Annotated in this window: 17 protein-coding genes; all 17 read right to left on the bottom strand. The window is 50.6% G+C overall.

Annotated elements, in window-relative coordinates:
• Positions 1-53 precede the first annotated feature (53 nt).
• Positions 54-1,145, bottom strand: coding sequence for an alkane 1-monooxygenase (locus tag DFR27_RS02200; RefSeq protein ID WP_211327532.1), 1,092 nt, complete (start codon positions 1,143-1,145; stop codon positions 54-56).
• A gap of 10 nt (positions 1,146-1,155) precedes the next feature.
• Positions 1,156-1,713, bottom strand: coding sequence for an acyloxyacyl hydrolase (locus DFR27_RS02195; RefSeq protein ID WP_121875819.1), 558 nt, complete (start codon positions 1,711-1,713; stop codon positions 1,156-1,158).
• Positions 1,700-2,929, bottom strand: coding sequence for a beta-ketoacyl-ACP synthase (locus DFR27_RS02190; protein ID WP_121875818.1), 1,230 nt, complete (start codon positions 2,927-2,929; stop codon positions 1,700-1,702). Before DFR27_RS02190 ends, DFR27_RS02195 begins: the two co-directional genes overlap by 14 nt.
• A complete protein-coding gene (locus DFR27_RS02185; protein ID WP_121875817.1) occupies positions 2,929-3,654 on the bottom strand; it encodes a 3-ketoacyl-ACP reductase FabG2 in 726 nt (241 codons plus the stop codon). The genes DFR27_RS02190 and DFR27_RS02185 overlap by 1 nt, the downstream gene beginning before the upstream one ends.
• A 1-nt stretch (position 3,655) precedes the next feature.
• Positions 3,656-4,090: a hotdog family protein gene (locus DFR27_RS02180; protein ID WP_121875816.1), complete on the bottom strand. Its 435-nt coding sequence runs from the start codon at positions 4,088-4,090 to the stop codon at positions 3,656-3,658.
• Positions 4,090-5,259 (bottom strand): beta-ketoacyl-ACP synthase, encoded by a 1,170-nt coding sequence (locus DFR27_RS02175; protein ID WP_170150750.1) that lies wholly within the window; start codon positions 5,257-5,259, stop codon positions 4,090-4,092. The genes DFR27_RS02180 and DFR27_RS02175 overlap by 1 nt, the downstream gene beginning before the upstream one ends.
• Before the next feature lie 64 nt (positions 5,260-5,323).
• Positions 5,324-5,842, bottom strand: coding sequence for a hypothetical protein (locus DFR27_RS02170; protein WP_147434499.1), 519 nt, complete (start codon positions 5,840-5,842; stop codon positions 5,324-5,326).
• Positions 5,829-7,079, bottom strand: a complete 1,251-nt coding sequence (locus DFR27_RS02165; protein ID WP_121875813.1) for an NAD(P)/FAD-dependent oxidoreductase — start codon at positions 7,077-7,079, stop codon at positions 5,829-5,831. The genes DFR27_RS02170 and DFR27_RS02165 overlap by 14 nt, the downstream gene beginning before the upstream one ends.
• Positions 7,069-9,327 carry an MMPL family transporter gene (locus tag DFR27_RS02160; protein ID WP_121875812.1) on the bottom strand — a complete coding sequence of 753 codons (2,259 nt, stop codon included), beginning with the start codon at positions 9,325-9,327 and terminating at the stop codon, positions 7,069-7,071. The genes DFR27_RS02165 and DFR27_RS02160 overlap by 11 nt, the downstream gene beginning before the upstream one ends.
• Complete coding sequence (locus DFR27_RS02155) at positions 9,324-9,869, bottom strand: LolA family protein (protein ID WP_121875811.1); 546 nt, start codon at positions 9,867-9,869, stop codon at positions 9,324-9,326. Before DFR27_RS02155 ends, DFR27_RS02160 begins: the two co-directional genes overlap by 4 nt.
• Entirely contained in the window at positions 9,862-10,296 is a 435-nt protein-coding gene (locus tag DFR27_RS02150; protein WP_121875810.1) for an acyl-CoA thioesterase, read from the bottom strand. Before DFR27_RS02150 ends, DFR27_RS02155 begins: the two co-directional genes overlap by 8 nt.
• The gene (locus DFR27_RS02145; RefSeq protein ID WP_121875809.1) at positions 10,296-11,840 is read right to left on the bottom strand and encodes an HAL/PAL/TAL family ammonia-lyase; all 1,545 of its coding nucleotides are present in this window, start codon (positions 11,838-11,840) and stop codon (positions 10,296-10,298) included. The genes DFR27_RS02150 and DFR27_RS02145 overlap by 1 nt, the downstream gene beginning before the upstream one ends.
• Before the next feature lies 1 nt (position 11,841).
• A complete protein-coding gene (locus DFR27_RS02140; RefSeq protein WP_121875808.1) occupies positions 11,842-12,750 on the bottom strand; it encodes a lysophospholipid acyltransferase family protein in 909 nt (302 codons plus the stop codon).
• Complete coding sequence (locus DFR27_RS02135; protein WP_211327531.1) at positions 12,750-13,478, bottom strand: glycosyltransferase family 2 protein; 729 nt, start codon at positions 13,476-13,478, stop codon at positions 12,750-12,752. The genes DFR27_RS02140 and DFR27_RS02135 overlap by 1 nt, the downstream gene beginning before the upstream one ends.
• A gap of 4 nt (positions 13,479-13,482) precedes the next feature.
• The gene (locus tag DFR27_RS02130; RefSeq protein ID WP_121875806.1) at positions 13,483-15,054 is read right to left on the bottom strand and encodes an ApeI family dehydratase; all 1,572 of its coding nucleotides are present in this window, start codon (positions 15,052-15,054) and stop codon (positions 13,483-13,485) included.
• A gap of 6 nt (positions 15,055-15,060) precedes the next feature.
• Entirely contained in the window at positions 15,061-15,537 is a 477-nt protein-coding gene (locus tag DFR27_RS02125) for a COG4648 family protein (protein ID WP_147434498.1), read from the bottom strand.
• A 62-nt stretch (positions 15,538-15,599) separates the two neighbouring features.
• On the bottom strand, positions 15,600-15,845 hold the full coding sequence (locus DFR27_RS02120; protein WP_121875804.1) for an acyl carrier protein: 246 nt from the start codon (positions 15,843-15,845) through the stop codon (positions 15,600-15,602).
• Positions 15,846-15,863: the final 18 nt, after the last annotated feature.

Raw genomic sequence — 15,863 nt, 5'->3', positions numbered from 1 at the left:
CTGCCGCGGCTTTTTTTAGTCTTACTCGTTAAGCAAAGCTAGCCGTTAGATGATTAGCTAGCTTGATCATAATAGCGTTCAACACGCGGGTTCATAATTCGAAACCACAGCGGTGGTATTAGGGCAATTAAGATCATGGTGGCATAACCTGCAGGTAACTGCGGGCTCTCATCATGATGCCTAAGTACCTGATACCGGCGCTGGGGAAAGGCATGATGATCCGAATGACGTTGTAGCTGAAACAAGAGCACGTTAGTCAAAAGAAAATTACTATTCCATGAGTGCGTGACGTTGGTCTTCTCATAGCGGCCGTTGTCTTGCTCTCTACGAGCGAGACCATAATGTTCAATGTAGTTAATCACCTCCAAAAAGCCGAAAGCGATTAAGCTCTGCACAAGGAAAAATAGTAGCCCATCAACCCCCCATATCATTAGCATGATCCCGCCAAGCACCGCACTGAGACTATACCAACCAATCAATTCATTTCGCCAGAAAGGTAATTGCCGACGACGAAGGCGTTGATGCTCTAGTCGCCATGCATTCATGGTATTGTGCCAAACCGCACGTGGCCAAAAGTGATATAACGACTGTCCAAAACGCGAAGATGACGGATCATTGGGTGTGGAAACCCAGACGTGATGCCCTCGGACATGCTCCACCTTGAAGCCCGCATAGCAAACCATCGCAAGCAGGCAACCTCCGGCAAAGCGCTCAAGTTTGGTATTTTTGTGAATAAGCTCATGGCCAACATTGATGGCAATCACCGCACCAGTTGTACCCATTGAAAACACCCATGCTAGCTGCGCCAGCCAACCCTCAATTTGAGTACTAAAGGCCCAGGCTCCAGCCGCTAAAGTGAGCAGGTATAGCGGTGCGCAGAGGATAATTAACCAACGATAGTAGCGCTGCTTAGAAAGGTCCTCAAACTGGGTTTCCTCATTGATATTGTCGCTGTCTCGGCCAATAAGTTGCTCTAAAACGGGAACGAGAATAAATACGATCGCAGGGGTTAGCCACAGCCAAAAATCATCTTGAGTGGTTCGCCACAGCGCATAGCTAGCAAGCATTGATAGCGGCGTGAGCAACACCAACAAGTAGGCATATTTTTTTAACATTAATAAGTGGTCGTTAGCTTTCCCTGTCATCGTCGTCATCCTAGAAGCGCCTCCCTATTGCCAAGTTAATAGGCGAATCCCATCCATCGTTCGTTCGGGACCAACCTGCATTTGAGATATGTTGATAGCTAAGCGAAATAATCCAGTCATTAGGCGTGACTATCCCAGCTGCTAAACGTGCATTAAACGCGAAATTGCGGCTTTGATGACGATCACCCAAAGCGTTTTCTGAGAGCCAACTTGGGCCGAGTGCCCGTACCTGAAAGAAGACTTTCCCTACCGGAAAATCCTGAGGGTAGTAGAGTGTTAGCTGCGGATAGATTGACACAACATTCACCACCTTCGCGCCCATATTCGCGTTGGTACGCCATTGCGCCACCGACGAGCCAATAGAAAGCGTTTGTCTGGGTGAACGATTCCAAGCCCACCACTCCACATCGAACGCAACGAGTTGGTTATCTTGAGACGCATCGAATTGCTTTCCACCGCCCACGTTCAACACCAGAGAGTGAACATCGAAGTTATTGGCGTGAACGAGCGCTGACGCTACCCAGAGAGGTAGTGTCAGAATGAACGTAAAGCGCCTAAGCGTCTTCATACCGCTTAAATATCAGCGAGGTATTGATGCCGCCAAAGGCAAAATTATTACTCATAATATAATTTGTGTTGAGCCAGCGAATTTCATCGCGAATAAAGTCTAGCGGCGCACACTTAGGGTCAACTTCACTTAAGTTAACGGTGGGGCAGAACCAGCCCTCGTTCATCATATTGATAGAAAAAATTGCCTCAAGCGCGCCACAGGCACCAAGTGTGTGCCCCATATAACTTTTGAGTGATGAAATGGGTACTGAGTCACCGAACACATTAAAGGTGGCGTGACTTTCAGCAATATCGCCGCGATCTGTAGCGGTGCCATGAGCGTTAACATAGCCGATATCGCCAGCTTTGAGTTGAGCGTCTTTTAGCGCCATTTCCATTGCAATTTGCATGGTCTCTTGGTTGGGCTGCGTAATGTGAGAACCATCGGAATTGGTGCCAAAACCAACAATTTCAGCATAAATTTTCGCCCCTCGGGCCTGTGCCGATTCTAAACTTTCTAGAATAAGTGAACCCGCGCCTTCGCCAGTAACTAAACCATCCCGATGCGCATCGAAGGGTTTTGGTGTCTCCGATGGTGCTTCATTCAGTGTACTTGCCGCATAGAGAGTATCAAATACCGCTGCGTAACTGGGCGAAATTTCCTCTGCGCCACCAGCGACCATCCAGCGCTGTTTGCCTTCACGCACCGCTTCGTAGGCATAGCCGATTCCCTGACTACCGGAAGTACAGGCTGAGCTCGTGGTAATTACGCGCCCCTTTAGCTTGAAGAATACGCCGATATTAACGGGCGCAGTGTGCGCCATCATACGAATATAGGAGCTGGCATTGAGCGTGCCGGTAGACTTAGTGACCAACATATTGCCGAAGTCCATGAGCCCCTGTTCAGCACCTGCTGAAGATCCAAAGGACACACCCATCGAGCCATCTTGGATCGCTTCGCTCTCTGCTAAGCCTGCATCTTCCAATGCTCTTTGCGTTGCGGCCACCGATAGTAACGCTACGCGGCCCATTCCTCGCATCTGCTTGCGGCTGAATCCTGGATCGCTAAAGATGGCTGGAGCGCCTAGCTGGGTGTATAAACCTTCGTATTCACTCCAACTCGGGAAATGTTGAATCGCATTTTCCACTGTTTTGAGCTTCTTGCTGATATCAAGCCAATCTTCACCGAGCGGCGAAACACTCGACATGCCTGTAATCACCACACGATGAGCCATTAACAGAGCCCTCCATTTACCGATATCACCTGACGAGTAATATAACTAGCGTCATCGCTGAGCAGGAACTCTACCGCCGCGGCAACTTCATGAACTTGGCCAACGCGCTGAGCAGGAATCATCTGTTTAACCACCTCTTTGGGAATGTCTTCGACCATATCGGTATCGATCATTCCCGGGGCAACACAGTTCACGGTAATTTTTCGTTTCGCCAATTCCACTGCAAGTGCTTTAGTGGCGCCAATAATTCCCGCTTTAGCGGCTGAGTAATTCACCTGTCCGCGGTTACCAATTAGGCCTGAGACGGAAGACATTGTGATGATTCGTGCCGGCTGACGGGTTCTCACCATGGGCATGATGCACGGCTTAACCACATTGTAAAAACCATCTAAGTTAGTCTCCATGACCGCATCCCAGTCTTCGTCACTCATCGCTGGAAAGGCATTATCTCTAGCGATTCCCGCGTTCGCCACAACGCCATAGTAAGCACCATGCTCCTCCATATCGGCTTCAAGCACTGCCTGCGTTGCCGACCGGTCCGACACATCAAAGCGCAGTAGGCGAGCCGTGGCACCTAACTGACGTATCTCCTCGACCACTGCCTCCGCTGAAGAGGCGCTTGCCACATAGTGCACCACGACATCGTAGCCCGCCTTGGCGAGCCTCAATGCGATGCCCTTGCCAATTCCTCGACTTGATCCCGTCACTAAAACCGTTTTAGTCATTTTATTCGTCTTCATCCGTTGGCTTGAATACATTTATGCGCGCACTGCAGATCAGTTGATCTTCAGCACGAATTTCACAGCAAAAGCTGGACAGCCCATTATGCCCGACTAAATCTTCCTTCACTCGGGTGTAGAGCGGCCTATTTGTAGGCAGATGATCTACCTCTGTCTGATAACGTCGCGTTCCCAAAAGGAACCCCCCTGTTGGTTTTACACCGGCGAGTTGATCTCGGTATCCACCCCAGAGGGCGACAGTTTGCGCCATCATTTCCATGCCAATATAGGCAGGAATTTCACCGTTTACGGCGGCAAAATGCGTTTCGTCCAGCGTGGTCACACTCACAGCAAAGTCGGCACCCATTTCCACCCCTTGATCAATAAAGATCATTGGCGCTTCATGGGGGAGCAATTGGGCCGTTTGCGCTTTACTTAACATCAGTTGCTTTCTCTCTTCGTTAGTACCACCGACACGTTTGAACCACCAAACGCGAAGGAATTAGACATCACGGCACCGAGGTCTGATTTTATTTTAGTTTCTCTTAGTAGACCAATATCTGCAAACTCTTCAGCCAGCACATCCGTTGTATTAGCTGGAAGTTGGTTAAGCTCTAGGCAGCTAAAACACAGCGCGCATTCGATTGCTCCCGCCGCGCCCAGTGTATGACCCATAACGCCCTTCGTTGAGCTGCAATCAACCTGACCAAAAACACTTCGTACGGCTTTTGATTCCATGGTGTCATTTTGCTCAGTCGCCGTGCCATGCAAGTTCAGATAACCGATATCTGCGGGGCCAAGTTGAGCCTGTTCAAGCGCCATTTTCATGGCATTCTTTGCGCCCAATGCTTCCGGGTGTGGTGCTGAAAAGTGATGCGCATCCGACGCTGAGCCCACCCCAGCAACTTGGATGCCCTTGCTATCTGCAGTCAGTAGGAATAATGCCCCACCTTCACCCAAATTGATCCCTGCACGCTGCGATGAAAACGGTAGGCAACGCTGATGGCTCATTGCGCCAAGCGAGTCAAACCCTTGAATCGTTAAGTCGCATAGGGTGTCAACACCTCCCGCAATCACAAGGTCACAGATATCATTTTCTAACCAGCGCTTGGCCGTACCTAGCGCATTGGCGCCCGATGAACAGGCCGTTGAAATAGAGAGGCAGGGGCCGGTTAAACCGAGATAGGTTGCCAAGCTCACTGACGGCGAAGAAATATCCTGTTGATCCAGATGAAACAGAGTGTCTTTCTCACTACCATCACCGGCTGCCAGGGCTTGGAAATACGGTTCACTCTCGGCAATTCCCGAGGTTGAAGTACCAATCACAACCCCAATACGGTGGGCTGGGACTTCCGCTATTAATGCCTGAAACTCATCCGCGATCTGGCAAAATAGCTGCCAGAGCATTGTATTGTTGCGAGAGTAATGATTCGCTGGCCAATCTTCTGGTAGCTGAGCATTAAGCGAGACCTCGCCAAAAAAACTACTAATTCCTGCTCGGGTTTTCGGCCGTAAACACAGTTGTGAGCCGACTACGCTGGCATAGCACTCCGCCAACGTAGTGCCAGCAGAAGATAGCGCTGCGGCAGCCACTATTCGACATTCAGACATTTGATTCCTATTTATCATTATTTGAATGGGTGTTCGACACGCCGTTTACTTCACTCTGATTACGCTAAAGCTGGCGAATGCTAAGCACCGTTTTCGTTGAGCCAATCGAAGCTTGAACCGTTACAGAGTCCTCATCCGTGTAGCGAATATCGATACGCTGTTGCGGTTGAGTGAAGCGTATTAATCGTGCCTCAGGTGACTCTTGGTAGGTCCCCCCTAGGGCTTCGACTTGCCGTTTCACGGCCGAACTTGACCCTCTCGTCCAGCTTATTAAATTGATGATAGCATGCATCGGTAATTCTTTTTTTGCCAAGCCGCTGAAGCGCCACTGTTCGCCATACCAGCTGGCCTCTGCAATCACCTTTGCTAAGGGGTCCATAAACACCACATGCTGCTCGCCTTTGCGCCAAGAGGTGGCCACCATTAGGCGGGTCTGCGTTGTTTCAACCATGACATCTACGTGGTCGATTCGTTCTCCGGCGCCCTCAAGAAGCATCCCGCCCGGCACCGGCCCCATGGAGGCGGGCGCTAGCGAGCAAGCGGATAGTAGTAAGATAACTATCAGTGTACTAAGTGGCTTCACGAACAATCTCAGCCGTTGTATTGAGCTTGCGCTCGGAATGCTTCACAAAAGGATTATTTAGATCCCAAGCATAGCCAGCAAGTACCGATGAAATCATAGTGGTAATTTTCTGCGCGTGGACATGATCGTTACGATAAAAAATGACATCTTGGAAACGCCCATCGTACCAACCCATCACATAGGTTTTGAACGCTCTTACACCCTGCAGCAAGCTGGTTTCAAAATCATTCGACCAATCAACGGTCTCTCCCGCTAGTTCTCGCTTTATGGCCTTGGCCGCTAGCGACGCAGACTTCATTGCGATGGTCACTCCGGAGGAAAAGACGGGATCCAAAAATTCGCCCGCGTTACCTAACACGCAATAACCATCGCCATAGAGCGATGATATATTAGTGGAATAGGATTCCAATGTTCGCGTGTCGCTATCCCAGTCAGCCTTTTCTAGCAAACCGCTAAGGTTTTCAACCTGGCTTACTTGGCGACGAAGTATTTCCGCCGGCGTGCCCTCTCCGAGTAAGTGGGCCTCCCCTACTACACCTATAGAGGCTCTGCCATCGGCGAAGGGTATTAACCAAAACCAAACGTCGCGATTATCTGGGTGAATGGTGACCAAGATTTTTTCACGGTCAAAATGCGAGGCCGAGATGTGATCCTCGATGTGAGTGAAACAGGCTTTCCGGCTTGGTAAGTCGCTTGGTTCGTCCAGAGAGAGTAAGCGAGGCAATACGCGCCCGTATCCCGACCCATCCACCACAAATCTAGCAGTTAGTGAGCGCTCACAACCCTGCACATCAACTAAGTTTAGGTGGGTAAGTGAGTCCGTTCGCTGATAGCCCGTTACACGGTGACCATAGCGGATGACAACGCCACTGCGCTCAACTTCATCGGCGAGGCACTTATCGAAGTCCCCGCGACGGACCTGCCAGGTCTCTCCATCGCCATCGCTAAACTTTTCTCGAAAGTCGATTTCACTGTACTTGCCAGCCCACTCGAAGGCGGCACCGTTCTTACGCTGGAAACCCAGCGCCTCAGCATTCTCCGCTACCGTTTCATAGAGTCCTGCTTCGCGAAGAATCATATTACATTGGGGTAGAAGCGATTCACCAATGACGAATCGCGGAAAAATTGCCGCCTCCACGATCTCAACCCTGAGGCCCTGATCATGAAGTAACTTTGCTGCCACCGTTCCCGAAGGCCCGGCGCCGATTACCACAACATCTAGTACGTCAGCTTCCATTGTTCGCTCCCTGCTCACTCAACATTAGCGCCGCTAAGAACGCCACCGATATTCCCACTGCAATGATTAAACCAATACTCGATAACACCGGTACTGCGCTGAGCGCCAATAGCCCAAACGCCAGGATTGACGTGACTGCCGAACACACTACGGCATTGACTGCATAGGTGGCTCTTGCTGCCACAAACAGGGCAAAATCCACCCCAAGCCCCAGTACGAGTAATAACGATAACACGCTAAACACGTTCAGCGCCAAATCCGCGGCATACAACGCTAACAATCCGGCTACTGCCCCTGTTGCGGCGGCCCCTAGGCGAAGTATTCCTGAGCGCCAGCCCTGCTTCCAGATTAATAACGCAGCGAGAAGAATTAAGGCAACGGCGAAGAGATAACTCGCAAACTCTCGCCCAAGCTTCAACGAGGCGGAAATGGCGTCAGCTCGATCAATCAATAGCACATCTTGGTGCCAATCTGCCGAAACGAGCCGCTCCCAAGCAGTGGCGCTGGCCGTAACGAAAATCGCCCCATAATGGGATGGTAACGCTCCGTCGTCCGTGAGCCTATGGTAATAGCTTAGCGCCCAAGGTTCGAGCAGCGGGTAACTCGATAAATCATCCAGACTTAGTACTTCGAGAGCGTTAACCCGTTCGTTGAGCGCTAAAATGTTGAGGTCTATACCCACCGCTGACTCAACAGCCGTTAGATTTTCCTCATGGGCTAACCAATTACGCAGCGCGTCAATACGCCGCTGCTGTTCGCGCCGCGGGAGAACAACATTCGCAAGGTTACTGACCACGGCAAAGTCCTCGTCTAGCGTTAACTGCTCGGCCCGACTTTGCGTTGCCTGAAGCAACGTCAACAACTCATCTTCCGACGGTGCCGACACGATGATAGCCCTTGGAGACATGTCAATGGACAGCCACTCACCCAAGGCGAGCTGTTCCTGCTGGAGCGCTTTATTTAGCGGTTGCAGCTTTCTAACATCGTCATCGGCTGGGGCGCTAATAATGATGACTAATAGTAGAAGAATAGCAGTTATGGCGGCCACCAGCGCTGTCTTCGGACTAAGAGAAGGGAACCGTTGCCAATTCACTCGCGGGAAGTGCGATGAGGTACTCGTCACAACACGCGGGAACATCACTATGACCACTAAACCAGCAACCGCTAGCCCAACTGCTGAGAATACTCCCATTTGCGCTAACGCTTCGTAGGGCGAGAGCGCCTGAGCGAGGAAGACTAAAATAGAACTCGCTGCGCTAAGTGCTAGTAACCCGCTAATACGCTGTTCACGCTGCTTAGACTTGGCAAAGAGCCAATGAAATGAATAGTCAACACTGACCCCAAGTAAACAGGCACCAAAAACCGTGGTGAGCAGATGAATCTGGCCGAAGATAAACTGCGTTACGAGCAATGCCACCCCGGTTCCCAATGCGAGAGGATAGAAAACTACGGCGATTAAGTACGGACGACGAAAGACGAGCAGTAAAAGACTTACTATCGCCAACAGGGAAGCCACCCCTATCGTACTAACTTCCCCCTTCGCCTGCTGCATGGCCGCAAACGCATAGCGCGGTGACCCTACTGCCAGCAGCTGATAGGCGCCGACTTCAGCCAGGGACTGTTCAGCTTCCAGCCAAGCATTGAAGTCCTGTTGCCACGGTATAGAGCCAGCAAGTCTGCCAGCATCAAGTTGCAACAGCGTTGCCCATTCTCCCGCACGTTGAAAATAGGGGGCGTTATTGACCATCTGCGCGTCGCCCAATTGCTTAGCAAAAAAATGATTGATGCCGGCATCGATCTGCAGCGGATCTTGCTGCAGGACACCAACGGGCGTCTCAAAACCGAACCATCGCGACAGGAGCCAGTTACCGTACTCCCCTTCGATAAATTGCTCAGCAGGCGAAAAGTTCAGCGCAATAGCTTGGAGTTGCTGATATTGAGTAGCTAGCGCTGTGGCGTCTCGCTGCCAAATAATTTCCTGAAATAACTGACTCCGCTGAGCACGCACTAACAAATTATTAGCCTGCTCTCCAACGTGCTCGCGCGTTACGCCGGCGATCAATACATAAACCGTTGATGACAGCTTCTCGCTCGGCCCAGACAATAAAGCACGGACCGGTTCGCTCATCGAATCGTCTGGGACCAACGCTAAAACATCGGTGTTAATCTTAGGGGGGAAAGTCCACAGAGCTGCCAAGATGAGTAGTGGCAGAACGCTCCACTTGAACAACTCTACCACCGTCTTCATGGGCAGCTAGTCCAGTTGATATCGGGACGTTCAGCCAGAACCCGAAGCTTAATCTCGGTGCTGTGTCCACCGACCTCTCGGTACACAATGCGTTCCAAATGTTGACTCCCAGAAACCTCCACGGCGCTGATTACTGCTGCAACCGCTTCGTTTAATGGCACTAGTCTGATTTTCCAAGCTTCGTCCTGCCATTGTGCGGTGACCTCAAAGAACCTCGAAAGCTTGGCAAAATCGCCCGCAAAAATAGCGCTCACCCAGTAACTTGCGGAGCTACTAGACGTACTATCCGCGGTCCAACATTGCTGAGATAAAAAGGGCTCTTCCGTTAGCCAAACCACACCTCGATGTTGTTCGAAAAGGAACTTTCCCGAAGCGTTAAGCGGACGAGATAACGATGCGATAGTTTTGCTTTGTTCAAATACCCCGTAGCTCTCTGCGGTACTTGCCAGGGTATCCTTAACCCGCTCCAGCGCTTCGTCGGCGTGGGCACTCGGCAGCAAAAGCAGGAGAGGGCCAACAACACTTGCCAGCCACTTAATCAAGTTGACACCCCGCCGCCACTAATCTGTCACGCAAGCCAACAGGGCTCCCGAAAGCCATTTCACCCGTATTGATATCAACCGGCACTTGAGTAGTTGAGGCTTTCGTTAGCTTTTCCCCCGTGTTCGCGTCGCGGATGGTATAGCGAATCACTAAACGGCACTCCCACTCCATCAACTCCGCCAAGATAGTAAGTTTGGAGCCGTAGCGAGCGGGACGCACGTAGCGCAATTTCAAATCGACAATTGGCCAACCGTAGCCATCTGCTTCCATTTCATTAATATCGTAGTTAATCCTGCGTATCAGCTCGGTTCGCGCAATTTCAAGGTACTTAACATAGTGTCCATGCCAAGCAATCCGCATGATATCCACATCATGAAATGGGACCTCTACTGAAGTCTCATGGGCAATCAACACCACTTTAGCCATCAGTGAAAACGACTCTGCACAATGGCATCTACCAAGTTACGCAAATCGAGCTCTAGCGCTCGATCGTCACTCAATGGCGGCGCGATAGCGAAAACTTGATCTAAAGTTCGCGCTACAGCCGCGGGAAGATCCTTGGCTCGATTACGGAGTGACACGCCCTGCGCCGCGCCGAATAAAACCGCCGCACACACTTGATCCAGAAGTTGCAGCACTCGACGACAGTCACGCGCCGCGATGGTTCCCATACTGACTTTATCCTGATTGTGGCACTCCGTGGAGCGACTGAAAACACTTGCAGGCATCGTCAGCTTAAGCGCTTCGGCCGTCCAGCTCGACACACCTATTTGCACGGCTTTCAAACCATGATTAATGACCGCGCGATCTCCCTCAGCGCCTGATAGATTACTGGGTAAACCATGATTGAACTTCACATCCACCGCCTGTGCCAGCTGTCGATCAAGAAGGTCGGCAATATTTGCCAGATTGGTCTTCAAGGAATCCATTGCGTGGGCAATATGGCCGCCGTAGAAATGTCCTCCGTGAAGGACAGACTGGGTTTCAGGGTCAATAATAGGGTTGTCATTCGAGCTGTTTAATTCGGTCTCAATCAGCTGTTCGTAATGACTTAGCGCATCCGCTAATACACCGATAACGTGCGGCGCGCAGCGCAGCGAATAGCGATCCTGTAATCTACTCGAGTGGGTAGGCGCCGATTTGGCCTCCAGGTCTTCGCGCAATTGACGCGCCACCGCATTTTGACCGAGATGCGCCTTAACGTTAAACAGGCGTTCATCGTAGTGGAAGTCATTACCGTCTAAGGCAATCGTATTAAGCGCGGTGATTCGTGTGGCAAGAAATTGCGCGTAGCGCGCGCGCTCTAAATTCAGGCACGCTAGAGCGGTCATCACCGCGGTACCATTCATAAGCGCCAACCCCTCTTTGGGGCGAAGACTAAGAGGCGTCAAATTACACGCGGAGAGCGCTTCACTTGCCGCCATCAACTGCCCCTCAAAAAAGACCTCACGCTCACCACAAAGCGAAGCGGCTACGTATGAGAGCGGAGTGAGGTCGCCGGAAGCGCCTACCGAACCCTCTTCAGGTATACGGGGCGATATCCCGTTATTAAGAAAAGCAACGAGCTGAGCTAGCAAGTCCCAACTTACGCCGGAGTAGCCACGTGCTAAAGAAACCAGCCTAGCAGCGAGGATAGCTCGACTTTCAACTTCCGAAAAAACAGCACCCATTCCACAGCCGTGAAAGGTGTAGATTTGACGAGGTAGCTCATAGGCAAGCGACTTACTCACCGTAACGGTACAGCTATCGCCATATCCCGTTGTCACGCCGTAAATGACGCCCTCTTTCTCTAACAGTTGATCTAATAATGCTGTGCCACGGTCAATCCATTCTCGATATTCCACAGACGTATCTAATTCAACCCGCACTTGATTGTGTGCAATGGCAACAATATCCTCCGCGGTCAGCGCTGTTCGTCCTACAACTATTGTTGACTTTTCAGCAGCTTGATCAAGATACTTTGAATACATATTAGTCCTTGCTAGATCCCCAAAAGGGATAAAAATTAAACCATTGTTCAGGCGCGCTTCGCACATGTTTCTCTAAGCTTAGCGAGTATTGGCGGCAAGCTTCAAGTAAACCTTGTTCTCTGTTACCACGCTCCAATACTAATCTTGAGTAGGCGTACTCGAAATTAATGCGGAAATGATCGCCTTGACGATAGCAAAACATAAAAAACACTGGGCACTTTAACAGTGCAGCCAACATGAATGGCCCCTGCGGAAACTCCGCCAAGTCACCCATAAACGGCATGGATAGTGTCCTACCGCCATGAATTGGCACACGATCCGCTGTGATCACCACAAGGTAACCTTGGGCAATCTTCTCGCTTAAAATAAAGGCGGTCTCAACACCTACGTCAGTCACCTGAATAAGCTCAATGGAATCCTTGGTGTAGGCCGCGACCGCGCGATTGAAGGTTTCTGCATGCTCAGTATGAACCAGCGCGCACACTTTTCGATTTGCCTTCCCCGCCATGGCTTTGCAAGCTTCTACGTTGCCGTGATGAGAACCGATGAGCAGGGCGCCCTGACCGCTATCAATAACTTCACGAAAGGCTTTTCTCCCGTGGATGTCCGTGGTTGATAAGTCGTACTGCCGGCTCAAGATCAACAGACGAAATAACATACTGTTCGCAAAAGCCCAGAACTGTTTGAACACACCCATTGCCAAGCGCCAGCGCGAGATACCAGGCTTTAACCGCCGCCAGTAATCCACAGCGCCGCGTCGCGCCAAAGGGTTGACCAAAATAGATACCAGCACAACGGGAAACAATACTATTCGAAACGGCCAAATACCGAAGTGACGATGCAGCCACAGCATGAAGTGGATACCGCGAACCCAGCCAAAGTCTTTATTATCTGTCCAGTGTGTTGCCATTACTTAAACCACCGAGACACGAGCTTGGGACTGCGTACCAACATCCCCAAAAACAGTCTCCAGTGTGTGGAGGCAATTTCGAGATTATCTTGTACCGCCCGAAAGTGACTCACGCCATCATCCGGGTAGGATACCTTCACTGGAACCCAAAGCATGGCAACTCCCTGCCAATGCAATCGAACTAAGATTTCAATATCGAAGCCCATTCGCCAGTGCATTTCGCCTTGGTCAACGGCGCGAAGTGTTGCGGTCAGTGGATACACTCGAAAACCACACATTGAGTCCTTGATAGCGAAGGATAGGCTATTCAACCACACCAAAAAGTGGGTGATATAGCGTCCATAAAGCCTTCGCCGAGGAATAGATTCATCAAATTGTGGTTGCCCAGCAATAAGCGCCTCGGGGTTCTCTGTAGCGGTACCTAGAAGTATCGGCAAGGCGTCTAAGTCATGCTGACCATCAGCGTCTACCTGGATAACATGGCTAAAGCCTAGCTGCTCGGCCCAGCGCAATCCTGAAACTACCGCTGCGCCCTTACCGCCGTTCTCTTCACGGTGTAGCACCTCAACCAATGCTAGCTCAGCCAACCTAGCAAGAACCTTGTCAGAATCAGCACTTGAGCCATCATTAACAATTAATACTGGTAGCCCATGGCTAATTATTTGCTCAACCACTGCGCCGATGGCGTTTGGATGATTATAGTAGGGAATTAGTACAGCTATTTTCACAGGGTTAATCTTCCACCAATAGTTTTGCCTGAGCAAAAACCGTTTCGTCATTCAAAATTTTGAGGTGATATTGCGCTTTCTCGGCAACATACTTTAACCGTATTTGGACCTCAGTTTCAGGCGCGATCACGGATTGAAACTTTACTGTGGACAGGGTTCTAATTGTACGTTCTTCATCAAACCAGCCGCGAATATATTGCTCCGCCATCCAAATCATCGCCACACCCGGCAACACTGGCTGTCCTGGGAAATGACCTTGGAACCACGGCAATTTCGGCACAATAGCAACCCCTAAAGCGAGCTCATGGGCAGACAGCCAATCCGCACTAATAGGTGACGGTATGCGCTTGTCGGTAGTAAGTAATTTGTGGCACAACGGGTCTGTCACTTTCGATCTCTCCGTAGTTGGCAGACTCCGAAGGAATCGCCATTTACGCGGTATGGTACTGGGTTCGAGAAACGAGGTACAGAAGAGACGTAATTCCGCCTTCAATGCCTGCCACGAGGCGTTCCGCGCAAGAATAGATTCATCGACTACCACAAACGCCGCTAGCCGCGAATGACTGTAGGGCACCACCCGAATTGACTTAACGACTTCGTGCCCCTGTAGCGCCTGCTCTATGGCCGTTAAGGATATTCGCTTTTCATTGACCTTAACAATTCGATCTACTCGGCCGGTCAGCTCAAAGGCCTGCCCCGAACCCGTAGCAGTTAAGGTATCGTCTAATTGACGGGCCTGGCACCATGGTGAAGAAACTTCGTTGCTAACGAAATCTATCGCCACACCCGCCAAGGGCTGCCAGCTAAGCTGCCCCGCCGACTGCGATCGCGTGGCAATACCGCCCGTTTCGGTACTCCCATAAAGCTCCAAAATAGGCGTCTGAAGCCAATTAGCAGCCGCTACGGCATCATTACAAGATAACGGGCCACCCGAGCTAACGACTAACGCGGCGGCGCGCTTAGGCGCCATTGTTGATGCTAGCCTAGCCAGTTGAGAGGGCGACGAAATTACAGCTAAGTCATCGCTCTCATTCAACGCCTGGGCGAGATCACTTGGGTACACCCAAGTTTCAGGCACTAGCTCTAAAGCTAAGTTAATAGGGACCATCAGACGGAACAGGAAGCCGTAGATATGTTGATGCGAAACGGTTCCGCCAACGCACTTCACCCCTTGGTAGAACTCCTCCAGCACAAGGGACTCGCTCTCTAACTGCGCGAGCGTCTTAAAAACCAGTTTGGCTTCGCCACTCGAACCCGAGGTTAGAAACGCCAGCTCACCTGGACTTTCAATGATTCGATCGGCCGACTTAGATTCATGGAACACACCGTCGACATAGGCATCTCTCCCTCCCGCCAAGAATTGCTCTAGCGCAGACTCACTCACCTGATTCAAGAGAATAGGTGTAGCGCCACTCTCTAACAACCCCAAAAGGACACCACAGCACTCATCCAAGCGCTGGCAATACAAGCCCACTTCAGCCGTGGTGGCATGCGCTTGAATGGCTTGGTAGCTTTGCAGTGCCAAGTCGCTACGTTGCAATACAAACTTTTTCAGTTGCGATACAAATCTACTCATAACTCACTAAGTCCTGCGATACCAAGTTCGAAATAGGAACTCCAGTACAAATGTCCCTGCAACGAATAAGTAGATGATCAGGCCATTGAACAGCAACCAAATATCGCGATCTCCGAGCACTACCGTATAAGCACTTACTGCCGCGGTGAGTGCAAAGACGATGCACCATAGCTTGGTCACTTGGCGAGTATAGTGCACGCCTTTTTCCTCAAGCTCTGGTTCCTTTATTCGTGCTATCCGCTCTACCAGAGGGACTTGCCCTGCTCGCAAACTCTGCGCAAACCAAACCAGCATCATCAGGTTGATGACCACTGGATACGAGAGTGCCGATATAGTCGGAAATAAAACGAAGGCGGCGACAACCAATACCAGCAAGCTCAACGCCAGTAGTTTTTTTGATGGGGAGAGCCCCGCACGAATAAATTCAAGATTCCTTAGCACCAAGAGCAGGATTACCGGCACAACGAATAAGGCTCTTGGCACTGAATCCCATAATAACCAGAGGCTGATGGGATAAAGTATAGAGAGCAAGAATATTAGCGCGTTCAACTGTTTCGTAGAGTATTAATAGCCTCTACCACTTCGCCAACAGTCCGGACCGATTTAAATTCCTCGGGCGCAACTTTCTTACCGGTCATTTCGCGAATGCGAACAATCAAATCCACAGCATCAATCGAATCAATGTCGAGGTCATCGTATAACGCTGCCTCTAGGGTGACATCATCCGGATCCACATCAAACATTTCTTCAAAAATTTCTTTCAGTTCATTTAGGGTGTGCTGATCAGTCATTACTACCTTCTCCACGTA

It is taken from the genome of Umboniibacter marinipuniceus (assembly GCF_003688415.1).
In the GTDB taxonomy this organism is placed as follows: Bacteria; Pseudomonadota; Gammaproteobacteria; order Pseudomonadales; family DSM-25080; genus Umboniibacter; species Umboniibacter marinipuniceus.
Note: the sequence above shows the minus strand (reverse complement) of the source record. Positions and strands in the feature narration are given on the sequence as shown.

Coding starts and splice junctions, on each gene's coding strand:
- DFR27_RS02140 (WP_121875808.1), bottom strand. CDS start 12,750: ATGGCAACACACTGGACAGATAATAAAGACTTTGGCTGGGTTCGCGGT.
- DFR27_RS02180 (WP_121875816.1), bottom strand. CDS start 4,090: ATGTTAAGTAAAGCGCAAACGGCCCAATTGCTCCCCCATGAAGCGCCA.
- DFR27_RS02200 (WP_211327532.1), bottom strand. CDS start 1,145: ATGACAGGGAAAGCTAACGACCACTTATTAATGTTAAAAAAATATGCC.
- DFR27_RS02145 (WP_121875809.1), bottom strand. CDS start 11,840: ATGTATTCAAAGTATCTTGATCAAGCTGCTGAAAAGTCAACAATAGTT.
- DFR27_RS02160 (WP_121875812.1), bottom strand. CDS start 9,327: ATGAAGACGGTGGTAGAGTTGTTCAAGTGGAGCGTTCTGCCACTACTC.
- DFR27_RS02120 (WP_121875804.1), bottom strand. CDS start 15,845: ATGACTGATCAGCACACCCTAAATGAACTGAAAGAAATTTTTGAAGAA.
- DFR27_RS02190 (WP_121875818.1), bottom strand. CDS start 2,929: ATGGCTCATCGTGTGGTGATTACAGGCATGTCGAGTGTTTCGCCGCTC.
- DFR27_RS02175 (WP_170150750.1), bottom strand. CDS start 5,259: ATGTCTGAATGTCGAATAGTGGCTGCCGCAGCGCTATCTTCTGCTGGC.
- DFR27_RS02185 (WP_121875817.1), bottom strand. CDS start 3,654: ATGACTAAAACGGTTTTAGTGACGGGATCAAGTCGAGGAATTGGCAAG.
- DFR27_RS02130 (WP_121875806.1), bottom strand. CDS start 15,054: ATGAGTAGATTTGTATCGCAACTGAAAAAGTTTGTATTGCAACGTAGC.
- DFR27_RS02150 (WP_121875810.1), bottom strand. CDS start 10,296: ATGGCTAAAGTGGTGTTGATTGCCCATGAGACTTCAGTAGAGGTCCCA.
- DFR27_RS02165 (WP_121875813.1), bottom strand. CDS start 7,079: ATGGAAGCTGACGTACTAGATGTTGTGGTAATCGGCGCCGGGCCTTCG.
- DFR27_RS02195 (WP_121875819.1), bottom strand. CDS start 1,713: ATGAAGACGCTTAGGCGCTTTACGTTCATTCTGACACTACCTCTCTGG.